19 protein-coding genes are annotated in these 19,650 nt (G+C 52.7%); 15 read left to right on the top strand and 4 right to left on the bottom strand.

Features of this window, described 5'->3' with window-relative positions:
- The first annotated feature begins 3 nt into the window (after window positions 1–3).
- Window positions 4–1,578, top strand: a complete 1,575-nt coding sequence (locus IEY39_RS12310) for a SusD/RagB family nutrient-binding outer membrane lipoprotein (RefSeq protein WP_188931838.1) — start codon at window positions 4–6, stop codon at window positions 1,576–1,578.
- Between the two features lie 73 nt (window positions 1,579–1,651).
- Here IEY39_RS12310 and IEY39_RS12305 read toward each other — a convergent pair whose 3' ends face one another.
- The gene (locus tag IEY39_RS12305) at window positions 1,652–2,140 is read right to left on the bottom strand and encodes a DUF4251 domain-containing protein (protein ID WP_188931836.1); all 489 of its coding nucleotides are present in this window, start codon (window positions 2,138–2,140) and stop codon (window positions 1,652–1,654) included.
- Window positions 2,141–2,310: 170 nt separating this feature from the next.
- Here IEY39_RS12305 and IEY39_RS12300 point away from each other — a divergent pair, with 170 nt between their 5' ends.
- Entirely contained in the window at window positions 2,311–3,765 is a 1,455-nt protein-coding gene (locus IEY39_RS12300; protein WP_188931833.1) for a phytoene desaturase family protein, read from the top strand.
- On the opposite strand, the gene IEY39_RS12295 is transcribed toward IEY39_RS12300, so the two are convergent.
- Window positions 3,762–5,321 carry a hypothetical protein gene (locus IEY39_RS12295; protein WP_188931831.1) on the bottom strand — a complete coding sequence of 520 codons (1,560 nt, stop codon included), beginning with the start codon at window positions 5,319–5,321 and terminating at the stop codon, window positions 3,762–3,764. The two genes, IEY39_RS12300 and IEY39_RS12295, sit on opposite strands and share 4 nt — an antisense overlap.
- A gap of 713 nt (window positions 5,322–6,034) precedes the next feature.
- Here IEY39_RS12295 and IEY39_RS12290 point away from each other — a divergent pair.
- From IEY39_RS12290 to IEY39_RS12250, 9 genes are all read left to right on the top strand, one after another.
- Window positions 6,035–6,595 carry an RteC domain-containing protein gene (locus IEY39_RS12290; protein WP_188931829.1) on the top strand — a complete coding sequence of 187 codons (561 nt, stop codon included), beginning with the start codon at window positions 6,035–6,037 and terminating at the stop codon, window positions 6,593–6,595.
- Window positions 6,596–6,742: 147 nt separating this feature from the next.
- Window positions 6,743–7,126, top strand: a complete 384-nt coding sequence (locus IEY39_RS12285) for a LytR/AlgR family response regulator transcription factor (RefSeq protein WP_188931828.1) — start codon at window positions 6,743–6,745, stop codon at window positions 7,124–7,126.
- Between the two features lie 296 nt (window positions 7,127–7,422).
- Window positions 7,423–7,998 (top strand): RNA polymerase sigma factor, encoded by a 576-nt coding sequence (locus tag IEY39_RS12280; RefSeq protein ID WP_188931827.1) that lies wholly within the window; start codon window positions 7,423–7,425, stop codon window positions 7,996–7,998.
- A complete protein-coding gene (locus IEY39_RS12275; protein WP_188931826.1) occupies window positions 7,986–9,407 on the top strand; it encodes an outer membrane beta-barrel protein in 1,422 nt (473 codons plus the stop codon). Before IEY39_RS12280 ends, IEY39_RS12275 begins: the two co-directional genes overlap by 13 nt.
- A gap of 11 nt (window positions 9,408–9,418) precedes the next feature.
- Window positions 9,419–9,841 carry an OB-fold protein gene (locus IEY39_RS12270; RefSeq protein ID WP_188931825.1) on the top strand — a complete coding sequence of 141 codons (423 nt, stop codon included), beginning with the start codon at window positions 9,419–9,421 and terminating at the stop codon, window positions 9,839–9,841.
- A gap of 26 nt (window positions 9,842–9,867) precedes the next feature.
- On the top strand, window positions 9,868–10,242 hold the full coding sequence (locus tag IEY39_RS12265) for a hypothetical protein (RefSeq protein WP_188931823.1): 375 nt from the start codon (window positions 9,868–9,870) through the stop codon (window positions 10,240–10,242).
- A 24-nt stretch (window positions 10,243–10,266) separates the two neighbouring features.
- Entirely contained in the window at window positions 10,267–10,815 is a 549-nt protein-coding gene (locus IEY39_RS12260) for a YceI family protein (protein WP_188931821.1), read from the top strand.
- A gap of 19 nt (window positions 10,816–10,834) precedes the next feature.
- Window positions 10,835–11,740, top strand: coding sequence for a DUF5777 family beta-barrel protein (locus tag IEY39_RS12255; RefSeq protein ID WP_188931819.1), 906 nt, complete (start codon window positions 10,835–10,837; stop codon window positions 11,738–11,740).
- Between the two features lies 1 nt (window position 11,741).
- Window positions 11,742–12,917, top strand: coding sequence for a glycosyltransferase family 9 protein (locus tag IEY39_RS12250; protein WP_188931817.1), 1,176 nt, complete (start codon window positions 11,742–11,744; stop codon window positions 12,915–12,917).
- Here IEY39_RS12250 and IEY39_RS12245 read toward each other — a convergent pair.
- Window positions 12,865–14,502, bottom strand: a complete 1,638-nt coding sequence (locus IEY39_RS12245) for a glycosyltransferase family 87 protein (protein WP_188931814.1) — start codon at window positions 14,500–14,502, stop codon at window positions 12,865–12,867. The two genes, IEY39_RS12250 and IEY39_RS12245, sit on opposite strands and share 53 nt — an antisense overlap.
- 81 nt (window positions 14,503–14,583) lie before the next feature.
- Here IEY39_RS12245 and IEY39_RS12240 point away from each other — a divergent pair, with 81 nt between their 5' ends.
- The gene (locus IEY39_RS12240) at window positions 14,584–16,302 is read left to right on the top strand and encodes an ATP-binding cassette domain-containing protein (RefSeq protein ID WP_188931812.1); all 1,719 of its coding nucleotides are present in this window, start codon (window positions 14,584–14,586) and stop codon (window positions 16,300–16,302) included.
- Here the strand turns inward: IEY39_RS12240 and IEY39_RS12235 are convergent.
- The gene (locus tag IEY39_RS12235; protein WP_188931811.1) at window positions 16,271–17,293 is read right to left on the bottom strand and encodes a polysaccharide deacetylase family protein; all 1,023 of its coding nucleotides are present in this window, start codon (window positions 17,291–17,293) and stop codon (window positions 16,271–16,273) included. The genes IEY39_RS12240 and IEY39_RS12235 overlap by 32 nt on opposite strands.
- Before the next feature lie 53 nt (window positions 17,294–17,346).
- Between IEY39_RS12235 and IEY39_RS12230 the strand changes: the two genes are divergently transcribed.
- The 3 genes from IEY39_RS12230 to IEY39_RS12220 are packed head-to-tail and all read left to right on the top strand — an operon-like array spanning window position 17,347 to window position 19,636.
- Window positions 17,347–18,246, top strand: coding sequence for a glycosyltransferase family 2 protein (locus IEY39_RS12230; protein WP_188931810.1), 900 nt, complete (start codon window positions 17,347–17,349; stop codon window positions 18,244–18,246).
- A 5-nt stretch (window positions 18,247–18,251) separates the two neighbouring features.
- A complete protein-coding gene (locus IEY39_RS12225) occupies window positions 18,252–18,968 on the top strand; it encodes a class I SAM-dependent methyltransferase (protein ID WP_188931809.1) in 717 nt (238 codons plus the stop codon).
- Window positions 18,965–19,636, top strand: a complete 672-nt coding sequence (locus IEY39_RS12220; protein WP_188931808.1) for a methyltransferase — start codon at window positions 18,965–18,967, stop codon at window positions 19,634–19,636. The genes IEY39_RS12225 and IEY39_RS12220 overlap by 4 nt, the downstream gene beginning before the upstream one ends.
- Window positions 19,637–19,650 lie beyond the last annotated feature (14 nt).

Genomic DNA, 19,650 nt, shown 5'->3' with positions numbered 1-19,650 from the left:
CTTATGAGACTAAGCATAAAGATCATAATAGCCTTCCTGATCCTGGCGGCGTCCACCAGTTGTAAAAAGCGGTTCGAAGCTTTTTATGTCAATAATAACAAACCTACCAGCGTACCACCTTCCCTGCTGTTCAACGGTATCCTCAACCAGATGCTGGATGCACCGGGGGGCCAGATAGACCGTACCAATCAATACCAGATACAGAACAACTCCTACTTCGGCAACAACCAGTATACTTTTGGTTCGGGGGACAACTATTATCCTACGCTTACCAGTGTCGTGGACATGCAACAGGAAGCCCTTGCTTCCGGCCTGGCGGCCGTCAACCCTTACGAAGCGCTGGGGAAATTCTTCAAGGCCTGGTTCTTCACCAAAATGAGCCTGGAGATGGGGGACATCCCGCTGACTCAGGCCCTGGGCGGACTGGGCAATCTCACCCCCTCCTACGATCCCCAGAAGACCGTCTTCAAGAATGTTCTCCTATGGCTCGATAGCGCCAACACCGACCTGGCCGCTCTTGTCGCAAAAGGGGACCAGAGCCTCACCGGGGATATTTATCTCGGCAATAACCTTACGGCCTGGCGGAAGGTGGTCAACAGCTTCCGGTTGCGCGTCCTCCTGCATTTGAGCAGGAAGGTTTCCAGCGATCCCGATCTCCAGGTCGCCCAGCAGTTTGCCACCATTGTCGGTAACCCGGCGCAGTATCCCATCTTTCAGGGTAGCAAGGACAACCTGCAATACACCTGGATCTATCCGACCAATCCCTACCCCTTGAACCCGAGCGGCTTTGCCAACGGAGCACTCAACAACAGCACCAGCACCTATGTAGGGTTGTTGACGAAGTTGCAGGACCCGCGCGTATTCGTCACCACCGATCCGGCGCCGGGCCTGGTCACGGCCGGTGGCAGCCCCACTGCCTTTTCCTCCTTTCAGGGCGGTGACCCCGGGGCAGCCATGGCTACCCTTTCCAGCCAAAACGGTGGCGGAGTGCTCAGTTACATCAACCGCTGGCGGTATTACAGCACCTTCACGGGCGAACCGAGCATCATCATCGGTTACCCGGAGATCTGCTTCAATATTGCCGAAGCGATCAACAGGGGCTGGCTTGCCTCGGGTCCGTTGGGCAATGCCGAAGCCTATTATACGGCAGGTATCCAGGCTTCAATGACGTCGTATGGGATACCCATCAGCGGGGCGATGACTGTGTATTCCCTTCCCCTGGGCATCAGCATCTCCGGCCCCTTCGTGTCTTCCACCATCAACGTCAATTTTTCCAACTATTACAGCCAGTCTACCGTCCAGTATCACGGCAACGACTCCGTTGGGCTTAAGCAAATCTTGCAGCAACGGTATATCGCGCTCTATCTCCATTCCGGGCTGGAACCCTATTTCACCTGGCGGCGTACAGGCGTGCCGGCGTTTACGAGCGGTCCCGGTACGGGTAACAGCGGCCGCATCGCGCTGCGGTACCAATATCTCTCCGCGGATAAATCCTCGAATGCCAAGAACTACCAGGCGGCCATCACCCAGTACGGCGGCGTCGACGACATCAATGGCAAAATGTGGATCTTGCAATAGCAATGGGGCCCTGGTATGGCCTCATTTCTCCCCGGCAAGCTTGCTTGCCGGACATGATGAAAAAAGAGGCTGTCTACTTTTCATCTTTAGACGGCTTCTTTTTTGAGGTGGTGGATGACGGCACGATCGCCCCGCTGAAAGATATGGCCTGCCGGTTGGTGCTGATGACTTGCAGCGAAGCATAACCCGCCGAAGAGATGTTGAGGATCATCTGCTGCACTTCCGGGTAGTCTTTTGGCTTGATCATCACTGTCCAGCCCTCTTTCTTTCCGGGAGTGACGGTATAGGTGTAATCTTTCGAGGTGAATTCGAGCCCGTTCTTGGTGGGGTCTATCGGCGCAACGTATGCTTCCCCATAGTAGGGCAGATAGCTGACGATGGCCTGCTTCGAAACCTTCAGGTCATAATCGTAAGTAAGGTTGCGGACCCGCCCGCGCATCGGCATCGCCTGCCATGCCTTGAAGACATAATCCTGTGAATCGACAAGGGCTTTTGCGTTATTCGTTTGGGCATCGGTAACGGCCGAAAGGCCGAGACCGAGTATAAGAAGTAAGGTTTTCATACCCGCTGTATTAGATACTAAATATAACTTATTTAAGGGAGGGATATGGTGGCCGTCGATGCGCTTTAGGCTAAAATTAACGCATCTCCGGCCTTGGGCTAATGTCTGTCCTGGCGGACCAACCACCTCCGGTGATTGCGGGAAAAGGTAAAACGCGCTTATCTTTACGCATGGTCAAAAGCGATTTCGACGCCGTGGTGCTTGGTTCCGGCCCAAACGGGCTGGCGGCGGCCATCACCCTTCAGCAAAAAGGCCTCTCGGTGCTGCTCATCGAAGGCCGTAAGGACATCGGCGGCGGTTTGCGGTCGGCTCAACTGACCCTGCCCGGCTTCATCCATGACATCTGCTCGGCCATTCATCCCCTTGGCATCGGCTCTCCTTTCTTTAGCACGCTGCCTCTCCGGGAGCATGGCCTCGAATGGATACACCCCCCTGTCGCCGCGGCGCACCCGCTGGACATCCCGGCCCACACTGCCGGGCCATCCGACATCACGAAGGCCGCAACCCTGGTGCGCTCCCCCGAAGCGACGGCCCTGTCGCTGGGCGTCGACGAAGCGGCCTATCTCCGGCTGGTGACACCCTTGACGCAGCACTGGCCGCTACTTGCCCCCGACCTATTGGCGCCCCTGCATTTTCCTGCGCATCCTCTGCTGATGGCGAAATTCGGCTACCAGGGCATTCCCAGCGTAACCCATCTTGCCAGACGGTTTAGAACGGCAGAAGCAAAAGCCCTCATCGCCGGGATGGCGGCCCATGCCATGCAACCGCTCAGCAACCTGACAACGGCCGCCGTCGCCCTCATCTTCCTGATGACGGGTCACGGTAAAGGCTGGCCGCTTCCCCGTGGTGGTTCTGCAGCCCTGGCGCAGGCCCTTGCGGCTTATTTCACAGCCCTCGGAGGTATCATCCACACCGGCACCTATATCACCCAGCTCTCGCAATTACCCTCCAGCAGGGCACTCCTGCTCGACCTCACCCCTCGGCAACTGCTGCAGCTGGGTGGCCACCGCTGGTCATCCCTCTATCGCTGGCAACTGGAGAAATATCGTTATGGTATGGGGGTATTCAAGATAGACTGGGCGCTGGACGGAGCCGTACCGTTTGCGGCTGCTGGCTGCCGTGAGGCAGGGACCGTACACCTGGGAAACACTTTTGACGAGATTGCTGCCGCGGAAGCGCTGACGGCAAGGGGAGGGCATGCCGAAAAGCCATTTGTCCTGCTGACACAGCAGTCCCTGTTTGATGATTCCCGCGCCCCGCAGGGCAAACATACGGGCTGGGCCTATTGTCATGTACCCGGCGGCTCACGCAAGGACATGACCGCCACCATCGAAGCACAGGTCGAACGCTTTGCTCCCGGCTTTCGCGAACGCATCCTGGCGCGTCACACCATGGATACGGCGCAGATGGAAGAATATAATCCAAATTACATCGGTGGGGATATCAATGGCGGAGTGATGGATATCCGGCAGCTGTTTACGCGACCGGCCCTGCGGCGCTCGCCCTACCGCACCTCGGCAAAAGGTATCTATATCTGTTCGTCCGCCACTCCACCGGGTGGGGGAGTCCATGGGATGTGCGGTTATCACGCCGCGCGCCGGGCGTTGAAGGACATTTTTCGCTAAGCCGCTTCCATCTTCCGCTTGCTGCTGCGGTATTTCTCCCCGATGATCTCACTCATCGGCCGCTGGTAAACCCTGCTTTCGACCCAGGAAACAAGGTCGAGGTAGGCAAAAGCGCGGGCCTCAAACCGGTTCTTCTCGAAGTGCTTTATCTTCTCCAGGAATTTCTCGAATTCGGCGCGCAGCCCTGCCCGGGAGGTCTGGAAGGAAGTGCGCAGGAATTTGAACATCTCTTCTTCCACCCTCGTCAGCCGTTCGCGCTTGGCCATGAACCGGTAGACCGACTTGGTCAGCGATTCCATCAGGTCGAAATTCTTCAGTTCGAAATGCGCCATCAGGTGGAGCACCCGGGCGTAGCATTGGAGGTCGTTGCGCAGGTCAAGCTGGTCGTTGATGATCCGCTGCAGGTAGTCGATGCAGGTTCCATAATCTCCGGCGCCGAAATACATCGAAGCGATCTTATAATTCAGGACGAGGATCCGGTGGCGATCGATGAAAAGATCGTATTCTGCCAGTTTCTCCTCTATCTCCGGCACCATGACAAGCCCTTCCTTGAAATTGCCGAGCATAAAGACCTGGTTGATCTTGGCCGTGGTGATATACACAAAGGACTGGATGCGAAAGTTATCGTTCTCGCGAACCCTGTCGGTCTGGGCAAAGGCCTCGAACTTCCGCAGGGTGACCTCGAATTTCTGGTAATTGCGGAGATCAAAGTGCGCATTCAACAGGTTGTGAAGGGCCTTGATATAGTGCCCGGTCTCTACCCGGATCATCAGCGGCTGCTCATCGAACAGATCGAGCCATTTTTGGGAATACCGGTAGTACATCAGGAAGTCCTGGCGGATAAAGGCATACCAGTTGTAGCTTTGGTAGAGATACAGCCGCTCGTAGAAACCCGTCTGTACCCAGGCATTCGGTGGCAGTTGTTCCTTCAAATACTGGCGGATACGCTCTTCGTCCTTTTCATTACGGGCGTGCCCGTTGTGGATGTACCAGCTGTAGACCAGCAGGGCCAGGTTCGACAGCCTGGCCACCATGTCGATACGCCCGATGACTTCGTTGGATTCTGCCGACAGCTGTTCGGCCCGCATCTGCATGCTATGAGTGATGTGTAGTGTCTCGATGCGTTTTTCCAGCGACAGCACCTGGACGAGGAAATTGTTTTTCTGGTTGGCCTTTGCAGTCTCCTTGGCCCTGTCCAGCCAGCGCAGGCTTTGCTGGAACAACCCTTTCTTATACAGGATATGAGCGTAGTCGAACATTTCATTCAACTGCAGGTCGATGCTGTCGGCGCTTTTCAGCAGCCGGAGGCTGGCCAGAATCTGTTTGTAAAGGTGGGTCTTGAGATTGGAGAGCTGGGGTTTCTCTATCCCCGGCAGCTTTTTTAAGAGGCTTTTTTCGTCATAGTCGTTCAGCTTATCCAACGCGTCGAAAAGCTGGACGATCTTCAGATCTTCCTTTGTCGAGCTTCTTTTGATATAAAGTTTAAAATGCCTTTTTTCTGACTTTTCGAGCGAATGTATAAGTTGGAATAAGGTATCTGAAAACCGGTTGGCCATAATGAAGGGATTGTCCTAAAACGCAGTCCTGCAAAGGATTTTGACACTAAAATTATCATTTTGACATGATTAACTTACCGATTATTTGATTAGAGCAGCAAGCCGTTGGATAGTACCTTTGACATAGAGAATGAGTTAAAAATGGCAGCAATCGTTTTACAGGCATTCGTTAGAGGCTCATTCGAAATAAAACTGAGTTAATCAGTTAAAAAGATATTACTACCTTTTTTCATATGGCAAGCAATCGTTAGAGGCCAGCTGTTTCTACAGTGGGCCTTTCTTTTTGCAATCTAACTAAGAATTAACATATAGAGGCCATTTTTCTATAATTTATTTTCCCCTGTCCATCTTCTCTCCCTCTGCAGGCTCGACTGCGGTCGTAAAAAGCCAATGGTCCAAAAAGTCCCCAAAGGCCTGCTAAAAGGTTGCTAAAAATTTCTAATTTAGTGGTTAAAAAACGACCCTTCGTGTAGTCCTTGGGAGGGTTCATGTAGTTTTTTGAAATGCTGCGGGGGAATCGTATAGATTTACCGTCCTATCCACACTTGTTCCATTTAGGCCAATTTTTTTGTATCCAGACGAAAGATTTCGTTTGTTTTTAGTTATATAAAGTGTAGTGTTTTCTCATGTGACCTTTGAGTCCTCCGGGGTTTGTGTCTACAAGGCCCTGCTGTTTTTATGCCGGACAGCATACTAAACCTTTCTTACGAACTATGTCGCCTGAATATCAGGAATATTACCACCAACTGTTGACTGCCTTCCATTCCCATGAAGCTACATCACGTACCGAAATGGAAATGATCGAAGCCTGTTTCAAATCCAGCCTGGATTACTGGGGGAAGATATGCCAACAGGTAAAATCCAACGGTTTTGGGGATGTATGCGACGAGATTCGTTTTTTCAAGGAAGTAAAACCCGCTTTTGCTTCTTTTATCGAGTATTACACTTTCCGGTATCATGCTATTCTTTTCGCCCCCCTGAACGACATTCTCGAATTGAAACGGTTCTGGCGATGGGAAGAGCGTAAGATGCAGCGGTTCTATGATGACAACCGGGAGTTTTGCCGCTATATGCGGGAAGGTGATACCCACCACGATGCCGAATACTTCCTGCGTACGCCGGGGTGTTCTGCAAGCCATCACTCTACCGACCATATCCACGACCTCGACGCCGAGCTGATCTCGCCAAGGGACCCGTTGGTCACCATCATGAAGGCGTACGAGTTGTATGAACAGTATATTAAACAAAAACTGGTAAACTATCTTGAGGCCTGATTACCCGTCGAAGCGATTCCAGGATAAGCGCAACAACTATGTGCTGTTGCTGGAGGCCCTTTTCGCAGGTGAGATCCGATAGCAACCTCTCGCAACCTGAGAAACAACCCCCGCAATAACCCTTTTTTTGACAGTAAATTTCAGCAAGTGCAATCTTTTTTCTTTATCCGTCACGAAGGTAGATTTGTGAAAGTGGATTTCCGGCATATCCTGTATATCGAAGCCCGGAAGAACTATACGCGGCTGGTCCTGGAAGAAAGGCCCACCGCCCTTGTATTGGTCACGCTTAAGCAGTGGGAAAAGCTTCTGCCCCGCGAACTGTTCTGCCGTATACACCGGGGCTATATCATCGCTATCGACAAGATACTTTCCTTCGACAATAAGTACGTCTATCTCTCTGGTGAGAAGATCGCCATCGGCGAGCAGTATCGGAATGCTTTGCCCGATGTGGTGACCATTCTCTCCAACGACTCCTTCCGCGAGCCCATCCGCAGTATACATAGCGACGTTCTTTCCGAACTCGAGCTGTAGTAGGTGGCGGCTCAAACGGATCTCGCCGAAGATGCCCGAAAAAAGTGGTAAATTGCCTGCCGACGACCGTCGGTGGGCAATTTTTGCATGTGGCTGAACATATCCAACTCCTTACAGATGAGCTGCTTATCGCCGATCGATATTCGTCCGGCCAGGCGGGACCCGCCCCCAAAAGCCCGTCCGAAGCTTCCAAAACCGAGGCAACCCCTATGAAAAATAAGGCGTTTAGTCTGCAATAGGCGAAAACAACTCATTAGCAAGCATATCGGTAATATCGGTACGTAAGTAATCTACACTTGGAAAAACTACTTCATATCATCGCAGGTTGCGCCCAGCAGGACCGGCATAGCCAGAAAATGCTGTACGATCAATACTATGGCCTGTGTCTCAAAATTGCCTTCCGGTATGTCAATACCTACGAGCAGGCCACGGAAGTCACTCATGATGCTTTTCTGAAAATGTTCAGGAATTTCAGCCGTTTCGAGGTACGCGACAAGGAGAAGGTGGAAATGCTCCTCATCGGCTGGATCAGAAGGGTCGTTATCAATGCGGCCATCGACTATATGCGAAGGGAAATGAATAACACCCATAGCTATCCGATCCCCGAACATGTATGGGAACACAAGGACGACGGGCAGTCATCAGATAATTCGGTTTTGTACAAAGAACTCATCGCATTGGTGAAAGACCTGCCCCCGGCCTATCGTATGGTATTCAACCTGCACGTCATCGAAGGATATTCCCATCCCGAGATAGCGAAAATGCTGGGGATTACGACAGGAACCTCTAAATCTAACTTATCCAAAGCCCGCGTTCATTTGCAAAAGGCCCTGACCGCAGAAAACAGCGAAAAAATATTATGTCAAATTTAAAGGACACCGACTTCGATGATCTTTTTCGGCGGGCGTCCGAAAAATACCCGCTGAGGACAGACAGTTCCGACTGGGACAGGATGTCCGCCGCACTCGAAAAAGATGCACCCCCTAAACTCTACGCCGACGCGGTTGAAACCGATAAACGTAAGAGAAGGAAATTCTTATGGTTCTTCCTCCTGCTGCCCCTTGGCGGAGCGGGTTATTACACCTGGCATCAGATGGGGCACGGCGCCGGAAGCGGCCAGGCTGTCAATACTGTTGTCGTCTCCACACCGGCTGCAACTTCGACGCCGGCTACGGCTACAACTCCGGCCGGGCCGGCTCGCACTGACCGCACGACTCCCGAAGCCGATCACACTGCAACCGGAGCCAATCACGCAACTCCCGAAGCCGATCGCACAGCCGCGGGAACCAATCGTACAACCACCCTGCGCAATCTTAACACCACGGAAGCCAATCGCTCAACGGCTGGGACCAACCACACAGCCGCCAATCGCAAAACGGCCGGGGCCAATATCACCCGTACAAAGCACAATAGAGACCGCTTCGCCGCGGACCATACTTCGTACCCTGACGCGGACAAAGTTGCTGATCGCGGCATCGCCAGCAATCATCCGGCCAGCACCAGCAATCATCCGGCCAACTCCAACCCGGTTGCTTCCGCGTTTACCCTGCGGTCTGCCGGCATCGACGGACAACTTGCGCCTACCACCGGCCCCTGGAATCTTTCAGTCGACGTAAAGGCGCCGCCAAAAGACTCCAGTGTCGCCAAAAAGCAGGCATCCCCGAAGAAAAGATCTTCGTTCTTGTATGCAGGGGTCCTCGCCGCTCCCGACTTCAGCGTGGTGAAATTCCAATCGATGAAAGGGGTAGGAAGTACGTTTGGCGTTCTGGTGGGCTATGCCTTCAACGACAGATGGGCTGTAGAAACCGGAGTCTATGTCGACAGGAAAAGATATTATACCGAGGGGGAATACTTCAGCACAAAGAAACTAAACATACCACCGTACGTCGATCTCCTCAACCTCGATGGCACATGCTATATGTGGGAGATCCCGCTCAACGTCCGGTATACTTTCAATCCGGCCGGAAAGACAAGATGGTTCGCCACCGCCGGCTTTTCCACTTACCTGATGACGCGCGAGAAATACAACTATGCTGCCGAAAATTATACTACCTCCCGCACCTGGGACGGTAGCTATGACTGGAAAAAGTCATCCCAATACCCGTTTTCCGTTGTCAATCTGAGCGCAGGCTTCGAACAACGGCTGGGGAAAGTGGGCAACCTGCGGGTTGAGCCTTATGTGAGACTACCCCTTGGCGGGATAGGCACGGGTAGCCTGCCGATCATGAGTACCGGTGTCAACGTCGGCATTACGCGACGGCTCTGGGGAAATAAAAAATAACTGTAAACACCATGCGAAAAAAGAGAACCATTTTGTGGATAGGGATTCCTTTGCTGTTACTCCTCATCGGCCTGGCCTGGGGCTGGCATCTGTATGAAAAGCCACACCGGAGCGCCGCCGGCGAGACTGTAGACGTGACCATCGACGCCGATACCCTCTACCATCAATACCAGGCGGACGAACACACGGCCGACCAGAAATATTTGGGGAAAGTGATCTCCGTCACCGGCCGCCTCACCGAGATACAGCATACAGGAAATTCCGTCATCTGGATATTGTCTACTCAACCCGGTGGCGGTGGCATCAACTGCCAGCTCTTCCCCGGTACAAAGGTCGACCCCGAACCCAAAACCGGCGAAAAGGTTACGGTTAAAGGCAGGTGCACCGGTTTCCTGATGGATGTCAATCTCGCCGATTGCGTTCCGGAAAAATAAAGACTATTAAAACAAACAGCATAATTATGAACCGAAAGTTTCTATTAGTGGCATTGGTCATCAGCGGATTCGTAGTCTACCTTTCCGGCTGCTCCAAGGAAAGCGAGGACAAGTTGTCAGGGAGTACTACCTGCGACACGACAAAGGTGAGCTACGCCCAGCAGATCGTCCCCATCCTGCAGAACAATTGTTACACCTGCCATGGTGGGGCGAATCCTTCCACGGGTATCCGGCTCGATACCTATGCCAACCTCCAGGTATTTGCCAATAACGGCTTCCTGTCCGCCGCCGTCGAACACACCGGCACGGTCACTCCCATGCCCTATGGACTGCCTCAATTGCCGACCTGTGAAGTAAATACCATCGCTGCCTGGGTAAACCAGGGTGCACTCAACAATTGATTCATCCAGCTTAAAAGAACTTTTATGAAGATCCTTATCATCGGTGCTATCCTTTGTGTTACCCTCACAGGCCCGCTCACCAGCGTTGGTCAGCTATATTCCACCCGCACCGGCTTCATCGGCTTCTATTCCAAAACAGCCATGGAAGACATCAAGGCGGAGAACAACCAGGTATATGCCGTCGTCGACGCCGGCAAGAAGAACATGGCTTTCGCTGTGCTGCTAAAAGGTTTTATTTTCACCAAAGAGCTGATGCAGGAGCACTTTAATGAGAATTACGTCGAAAGTGATAAATACCCCAAAGCGTCCTTTACCGGCACCTACACGGGCGATGTCCCGCTGAACAAGGATGGCTCCTATCAGGTGACGGTAAAAGGAAATGTTACCCTTCACAACGTGACGAAACCGATCGAGACCTCCGCTACCATCGAAGTGAAGAATGGCCACCTGCTGGGACAGGCCCAGTTTCATTTAAGACCCGAAGATTTCAACATCACTATCCCATCCCTTGTCAGGGATAAGATCGATAAGGATATGTTGGTTAAGGTCAATATCGATTGTACTACGAAATAACTTACTAAATCTACTGATCATGTTTACCAGACAAACTCTTTTTTTACTGCTTTGCTTTTCCCTCATCGGCCGGCTCAGCGCACAGGACAGCTCGCTGCTCAAAATGCTCAATGACTCCATGTCAACGCATAAAGGCAAAACCTATGTCACCGGCACCTTTAAGGCGACGCATCTCATCAATGAGCAGACCATCGAATCCCCGGCCCAGGGCAACCTCAACTTTGTCATCCAGCACCGTTTTGGCCAGTTGAACAGCGGGTCGTATAATTTCTTTGGCCTGGACAACGCCACCCTCCGCCTCGGTCTCGACTATGGCATTACGGATGACCTGTCCGTCGGCGTCGGTCGCAGCTCTTATCTGAAAACCTATGACGGCTTTCTGAAATACAAGCTGATAAAGCAAACAGAAGGACCCGGGATGCCTGTCAGCGCCGACATCATTGCCACCATCAGCAATTATACCCAGGACGATCTTACCAAGCCTTATCTCAATGCCAGGTACCGCACCGCCTATGCGGTCGAACTGCCCATCGCCCGTAAGGTCACCCGCGACCTTTCCCTCCAGGTGACCCCCACATACCTGCATTACAACCTCGTCCCCACTGTCGCCGACAAGAACGATGTCTTTGCCGTTGGGCTTGGCGGCCGGATGAAGTTCACTCGGCGGATGAGCATCGATGCGGAATATGATATCGTCCCGAAGAACCAGGTGGTCTCCACCGTCGTCCACAACTCTTTTTCCCTTGGTTGGGATATCGAGACGGGCGGACACGTCTTCCAGCTTGTGTTCAGCAATTCCCAGAGCATGGTGCCCACGCAATTTATCACCCAGACCCCCGGAACATGGGGTAAAGGAGATATCTTTTTTGGCTTCAACATCTCCAGGAACTTCAACCTGAGGAAAGATCGAAAACAACGGAGTTAGTATGCGCATCCGGCTTAAACAAAAGATCGACTGGTATGCCGGCTATGGATTGACGGCCATCCTGCTTCCCATAACCCGGTTGCTGGGCATCGTATTGCGCCGGGACCATTCCCTATCGAAACCGCCCCGGCGTCTTCTTTTTATCAAGCTGATGGGCCTCGGAAGCCTTGTCGTCGCTTCCGAGGCCATTACCGCGATGCGTCGTCGCTTTCCGAATACCCGGTTCATCCTGCTGACAGATTCGAACATCGCCGATGGCATCGCTCCCTTTCAACTCTTCGACGAGATCGTGCAGACCGATACCAACCGCCTTTTTTCCACTGCTCGCCGGATGGTGCGATTCTTCGCCCGCAGCTGGACATGGCGAAGCCTCTGGGTCGTCGACCTGGAAGTGTACTCCAAGCTCACCACCGTGCTTGCCCTGTTGACTCTGGCCCGCAACCGGTTTGGATTCTACCTCCCGCCGGTGCCGCTGAGGAAATACCTCAATACACACAATATCCCCTTCGATCGATCGACCTACCTGGAAGCCAATTATACGACAATGGCCCGCAGCATAACAGGTGTACCGCAATTGGCGATGGAGGCCCCGCCGCCCCGCACCGGTGAACGGTATAAACCTTATATCCTTCTCAACAACACCTGCAGCAGCCTGGCCGCTGTCAGGAAATTACCGGATTCCACGTTCTCGGCCATCTGCCGCTGGCTGCTCGAAAATACCCCTTACCATTTAGCCCTGCTGGGTGCGCCGGAAGATAAAAGGTCGATCGACCGGTTCATCAACGAAGATGCCGGCCTCTTTCATCAACAGGATCGCATCCTCAATTATGCCGGCGTAGCGAAAGATTTTGGGGAATACTATCAATTCCTCGGGGAGTATGGCGTCTGTCTCATCACCATCGACAGCGGTCCGCTGCACATTGCCCGCAAACTCGGGCTACCGACCCTCTCCATCTGGGGGCCTACCGATCCGGCCCATTACCTCAACATCCCGCCGGACGACCGGCACCGGCACCTCGTCCATTATTTGGGAGTCCCCTGCTCGCCCTGCGTACACCGCTATCCCACGCCGCCCTGTGGCGGAGACAATGTGTGTATGAAAAACAGCTTACCATCGGCCATTATTAAAAAGATAGAAACGCTGCTGGCCCATCTTTCCCTACCCCAGCCGGTGTAAGTTTTCTCAGCGTATAAAAACCGGGACCCCGGTTCTTGTCCGACAAATAGAGGATATAGCTGCCATCCACCAGCATCGGCTTCTTTTTGGTGTCGGTGGAAAAGGTCACCTGTATGCCATGATAAAAGATCTGCCTGCCCCTTATTTCCAGTCCCTTGTCGCTGATCGTCTGCGCCGCTACACCCGTAGCGACGGTGTGGCGCCCGGTCTCGTCCTGGTAAGAATAGACCAGTTGCCCGTCCTTCATCGTGTAGTCATAGATGAAGATATGTTCTTCCTTTGCCAGGAAATAGGTGCTGGTATCCTTATCCTCCCGGTGACGCAGCAAGGCCGGAATAACGAACAATAGGATAAGACCCGCCGTCACAACCGGGTTCCAGGCTTTTCGCAAAGGCAGGAGTAAGCCAAAAAAAACCAGCAGGAGGTAGAGCCGCGGGAACTGCAAACACAGCGGAAACTGCCCGAACCAGGATACCGGAATGTTACAGGCTGCCAGCAGGACCATCGCCGGAAACACGACTGCGCGCGGCCTTGCCCCCGAAGAGCACAAGGCAAGAAACGGGATGACCAGTAACACCAGCGAATAGCTGCTGCCATTGGGCGAGATCAGCATGCTGCCCATGATCCAGACAGCGAAGGCCCGGAATTCATCCCCCGACCGGGCGGGGTCCGGGCCGTCCGCGACCGGGGCGGTGGCCCGCAGCGTCACCATCACACAGGCTGAAAGCACCAGGGCCTTGAAAACGCCCGTCCCGATGAGAAACAGGTAAGGTTTTTGCGCCAAAGGATGTGGATTGAGCAATGCATCGAAGACAAACGCCTTCTTTAGCAACATGAAAGCCGACTGGAATACAAACGTAAAGGAGTCGTTGAGTTCGCCATTATTCACTTTTGGCAATACCTCCGTGATGTAATATTTCCAGCCGTCCCAGCCGGTGGATAACAGTGAGATCGCCAGCAGGAGCAGGCAGGCCGCTGCCAGCCATAGGGTCTGCCGGTATTTTCGCCGTAACAGAAGAAAGAGGAAGATGACACCCGGAAAAACCTTTAAAAGGATGGCCAACGCCCACAGCAGGGAAGACAGCGCCGCCCGGTCCTGCTTATAGGCGATGAACCCTTCCAGCAACAAACAGCAAAGCAACAGGTAGGACTGCCCGAAAAAGACATTGTTCACTATTGGGATAAAAAAGATCACCGGCAGGACTAACAGCAGGGTGGGAGAGATGGAGAAATACCGGCTGCTGCGCAGCAGGGTGAACAGGAAAAGCAGGCAGGAGGCGCCGTCGAACAGCAATTTCGACAGACCCATCGGAAAAAGCAGGAAGGGTGCGAATACGAGGGCGGTCGACGGTGGGAAAGGGGCATAGGAGACGAATACTCCCCGGTAGCCCCGGGAAGCGATCAGGTCGTTGAGGTATTGCATGTCGTAGGCATGGACATAATTGCCCGCCAGCAACTCCCTGCCGCCGAAATAATACCCCGCATAATCCGAATAGGGTACCCTGGAGACATGTATCAAACAAGCCCCCATCAGCAGGACCAGGGGGATAAGAAAGAAATACAGCGATTTTTTGGTATACTCCATAAATTGCGGTGCCCGAAGATAGGCAACTCCGCGCAGCGATCTGTCGTTTATACATAAATTCCCCGAGGGAACACCGACGCTTTGAAACAAATTATTAGAAATACGATCCTCATCCTCACCCCTGCGGAACGGAAAAAGGGTATGGTGCTGGTATTGCTGAATTTAGTCGTCAGCATCCTGGACGTAGGGTTCCTGGCGGGCCTCCTCTTCGTCGTACAGTTGTATTCCGGGGCCCCGGCCATCAGCAGGCTGTCCTTTCTACCGTCCTGGCTGACGGACCCGACCTCCCTTTGGCCCATCGGCGGCTTTTTTTTGCTTTTCGCTGTCAAGAACCTGGCGAGCTTCCTGGTCTTCAAGGCACAATGTCAATTCCGCTACCAGGTTTTCCTGCGCATCTCCGACCATAACCTGTTGCAATACCTGGAAGGCAGTTATAGCGACTATGTCCACATCGATTCCTCTACTCATTTTGCAGAGGTGAACCTGCAACCCTCCGAGTTCTGCCAGCATGTAATGGAAGGATTGCAGCAAAGCATCGCGGAATGGACACTCATCGGGCTGACGACCATCGCCATCCTGTTGTTCAATGCCAAACTGTTTTTCCTTCTGCTTGTAGTACTTTTCCCACCCATTATCATCGCCGCCTGGTTTACGAGAAAAAAGATCCTCTCGGCCAAGGCGAACATTGCCGACACCCGTGATATGGGCTGGCAGCGTCTCGAAGAATCCATCGGCGGATTTGTGGAAAGTAACCTGTATGACAAAAAAGAATTTTTCATGGGCCGGTACCACCGGTCGCAGCTCACCCTGAACAGGCACCTTTCCAATCTGCATTCGATGCAGGGGGCGCCTACGAGACTGGCCGAGGTCTTCGCCGTTTTCGGGCTGCTCACCCTGATAGCCATCGATCACCTGACAGGCGCCAGGCAGGGTACCGGGGTTGTAACCCTGGGCGCTTTTCTTGCTGCTGCTTATAAGATAATTCCCGGAGTAGCCAGGATACTCAACCTCAATGGCCAGATTCGCGCCTATGCCTATACGATCGACCCGCTGGTGAGAAAGCGCAAGAAAAAAATGGCCCCGCAACGGGATGCCGATACCGGGAAGATAGCATCCATCACGCTTCGGGATATAAGCTTCCGGTATGGCAAGGATCAGCCTCCTGTTCTGGAGCACCTGAATTTGCATATCGATAGTGGTTGTTTTCTTGGGATCAGTGGTAACTCGGGAAGGGGTAAAACCACGCTGCTGAATATCCTGCTCGGCTTCCTGACGCCAGAAAAGGGAGAGGTATTGATCAATGGAAGGGCAACGGACCATCGCGACCGGAAGAGCTACTGGGCGCCTATCTCCTATGTAAAGCAACAGCCTTTCATTCTTCATGATACCCTGCTTACCAACATCACCCTCGATGAAGAGTATTATAACGAAGAAAAGCTGGATGAGGTGCTGGCCGTCTCAGGACTCGACACGATGGTAAAGCGATCGCAGTCCGGCATCAGAACCCGGATCGCGGAGAATGGGAAGAACATCAGCGGTGGCCAGCGGCAGCGTATCACTATCGCGAGGGCCCTCTATAAAGAAGCGGATGTTTTTATCCTGGACGAACCATTCAGCGAATTGGACGAAGCCTCCGAACAGCGGCTGCTACACCATTTCCGGCAATTGACCAGGGACGGCAAGATCGTGATCCTCATCACCCATAACCAGAAAAGCCTGGCCTTTTGCGATAGTGTCATCTCGCTGGAAGATAAGGCCGTCTCTGACCCTAGCGCCAGAAATCATACCTCCTTTTTATGAGGTTGAATTGTTGGTTGGTGACGGAAACATAGGGATTGATGATAACCCGTTCGCGCTGGGCAGGGTCGGCGGCGCTTTCGGGGAAATGGAAGTTCAGCGGCAGCAGTTGGCTGAACCCTGCTCTTTTGGCCGCTTCCACCACTGCAGGGGTATAAGTGCCATAAGGAAAGGCAAAGGCTTTCACCGGCTTGCCGATGATGTCTTCCAGGTATTGCCGGCAAGCAAACATTTCCTTTTCTGCGTCGGGAAGGGGTATCTTTGGAAGGTCGTTGTGATAATAACCATGAGCGCCGATGGTGACCCATGGCGAAGAGGCCAGCTCTTTTATCTGTTGAGGGGTCATTTGTAACCAGTAATCGGTATCCTGCGGGTTTTCGCGGAAGGGAGCCAATGGATAAAGATCGTTGAGCAATCTGGCTTTCGATTCGAATCCCTCCGATCGCAGCATTTCCCACAGCCCGATGCCCCGCGATGCGGAAACGTACCGGGAAAAGCGTGCGCGCTGTTTATAGAATGTTTCCTGTCGGAATACCAGCTGCTGTGGCCCGTATTTACTGAGGATGCCCAGGAAGTCGTTCCATAAGATATCATATCCTGCCGCCCGAACTGCGGTGATAAAAAAGGTCGCAGGAACCCGGTATTGCTCCAACAGTGGCAGTACATAAGTATGGTTATTGGCATACCCGTCATCGAAGTGGAGGCAGATATTGAAGCGGTGGGGACTAAAACGCTGGTGATAGTAGTCGTCAAGGGAGACGACGTTAAAATATTTTTGATAGAATTGTAAATGGGCTTCGAATGTGGCACGGGTGAGAAAGATGTTGTTGAAGCGTAAAGGCTGATGCTGGCATATGCCGTGATAAACAACGATCCTTGCGCCCCTGGCGGCTTTGAACGACGAGTCTGTCAGTCCCAGGAAGGCGCAGATGTCACGACGGCAATAATCGGCCTTCCGGCGCCAGATATAGAATGTTTTTAGGACCCGGTTCACCGATTTGTTACATTTGAAGACGCTAAAATACAGGATTTTTCAACGATCGGACAATGGTAAGTGTTATTCTGCCGACCTTTAACCGCGAGACCTATCTGCCTGATTCCATCGGGAGCGTATTGCAACAGCAGGACGTCGGGCTCGAACTGATCATCGTCGATGATGGCTCTGACGACGGGACGGAGCAACTGGTATCGGCCTTGCAGGATCCCCGGATAAAATATTTTAAGCTGCCCCACACAGGCTACACCAGCCAGCTAAAGAACTTCGCCATTGCCCGGGCTTCGGGTGAATTCATCGCCTTCAACGATTCCGATGATCTTTGGACACCCGGCAAACTGGCCAGGCAATTGAAGCTCTTCGCCGAAAGGCCGGACATAGGATTCTCCATTACGGATATCACCGTTTTCAAGGACGATTCTATTTTGAAGGAATATACGTACCCTGCCCGGGGCATCGTGGAATGCACCAACATTTTCCCCTTGCTTTCCCATAACAGCTTCCTGGTATACAACCCGACCCTGGTGATGAGAAAGAGCTGTCTCGAAAAAACGGGGTATTTCAACGAGTCGATGCGTTCGGGCGACCATGATTTCAATATGCGGCTGGCATATCATTTTTCTGCCGGTATCATCTACGAACCCATGCTGATGCGCCGGATGCATGATTCCAACATGAGTGATGAGATGCGGTTTGACAACTATGGCGAATATCTGGAGACGTTTGCCCGGCTGTATGACGAAAAGATGATCGACCGATGGTGCCTGCGCCGGGCAAGAGCAAACGCATTTTTCAAAACTGGTGAATTGCATGGTGCTGACCGCCGGTTTCGGGAAGCCAGGGAACACTATCTTTTATCTCTCAGGAATAACCCGTTTCACCTCCCCCCTTATCGCCGGCTGTTAGGCAATTTTCTCAGGCAACTATCCGGCCCGGAGACGCGTTTGGATTAAGAACTATGTTTGGGTTCCGTGACGATATTGCCCGGGTGAAAGAACAGAACGTGGATTTTTATAACGAAATCTCGGAAGAGTACGACCGTATCATGGAGGAGGGCAGTAACCGGCAGATAAGGAATAAAGTGGCTGTCCGATTCAGGGATTCGGTGGAGGGCGGATGGGTCCTGGATTTCGGTGGTGGGACGGGCCAAGATATGGATTGGCTGGCAGCTGGCCGGTATAAGATCATTTTCTGCGAGCCGAGTTCCGGCATGCGACAGAAGGCTATGCGGCGTAAGGAAGAGGCCGGGTATTGCGAGGATCTTCTTTTTTTAGATGATGTGCAGGCTGATTTTACGGACTGGACGAAAGTGTTGCCTTTTCCTCAGAAGGTGGATGCCGTCCTCTCCAATTTTGCCGTATTCAATTGCATACCCGATCTTCCGCTGCTGTTCACCAGCCTTTCGTGTGTCACGAAGCACGGAGCCCAGCTGATAGCCCTTATCCTCGACGAAGAAAGGGAAGCAACGGCATACCGGCGCCTCCGGAAGTTGATGCAGAGAGCGTTTTTGGGACAGAGGGCCGACCTGCTTATCCGGTATAAGAGCTGGGGGCAGTTCGTATTTTTCCATACCGATAGAGCTATAATAAAAGCTGCTTCGGGGACTTTCGATCTCCTGCAAGCTGAAAAAGTGACGGCATCCCCCTTTCAATTGATCCATATGGTCAGAAAATGAGAAAGATCGTAAAAACCATCTTAAATATAACGTATAGGCCGGTATTGGTTAAATATCTGTCTGTTGCCAGAAGCCATACCTATAAAGGAATAGGATTCTCGGTCTATCCGGGAGTGTTCCATCCATTATTCTTTTACAGCACCAAGCTGCTCCTTCGGCATATTGAAAGGTTTCCCCTGAAGAACCGGTCGTTTCTTGAGCTTGGGGCCGGCAGTGGGCTCATTTCCCTGGCGGCGGCGAGGGATGGCGCTCATGTCACTGCTACAGACATAAATCCCCGGGCAGTGGAATGTATTGAAGCAAATAAGGCCCTTAATGGAATAGACATGGAAGTCCTTCATTCCGATCTGTTCGAAAAAATTCCACCGCGCCCCTTCGATATTATTGCCGTTAACCCGCCCTACTACCGGCGACGGCCCAACTCGGATGCCGAGCGTGCCTGGTATTGTGGCGAGAATGGCGAGTATTTCGACCGGTTCTTTAGCGGATTGCGACCTTATACGCACCCCGGCTCCGAGGTATGGATGATCCTGAGTGACGGATGTGACGTGGATATGGTTCAGGCGCTTGCCGGAAGATATGGATGGAGATTAAACTGCTGCGCTACAAGCAGCAACTGGGTAGAGCTGAATTATATTTTCCGCATCGAAAGATCGGGCATCCCTTGATCCTACATCTGCGT

It is taken from the genome of Puia dinghuensis, from assembly GCF_014642875.1.
In the GTDB taxonomy this organism is placed as follows: domain Bacteria; phylum Bacteroidota; class Bacteroidia; order Chitinophagales; family Chitinophagaceae; genus Puia; species Puia dinghuensis.
The sequence above is the reverse complement of the archived record's forward strand: the minus strand, read 5'-3'. Positions and strand labels throughout refer to the sequence as shown.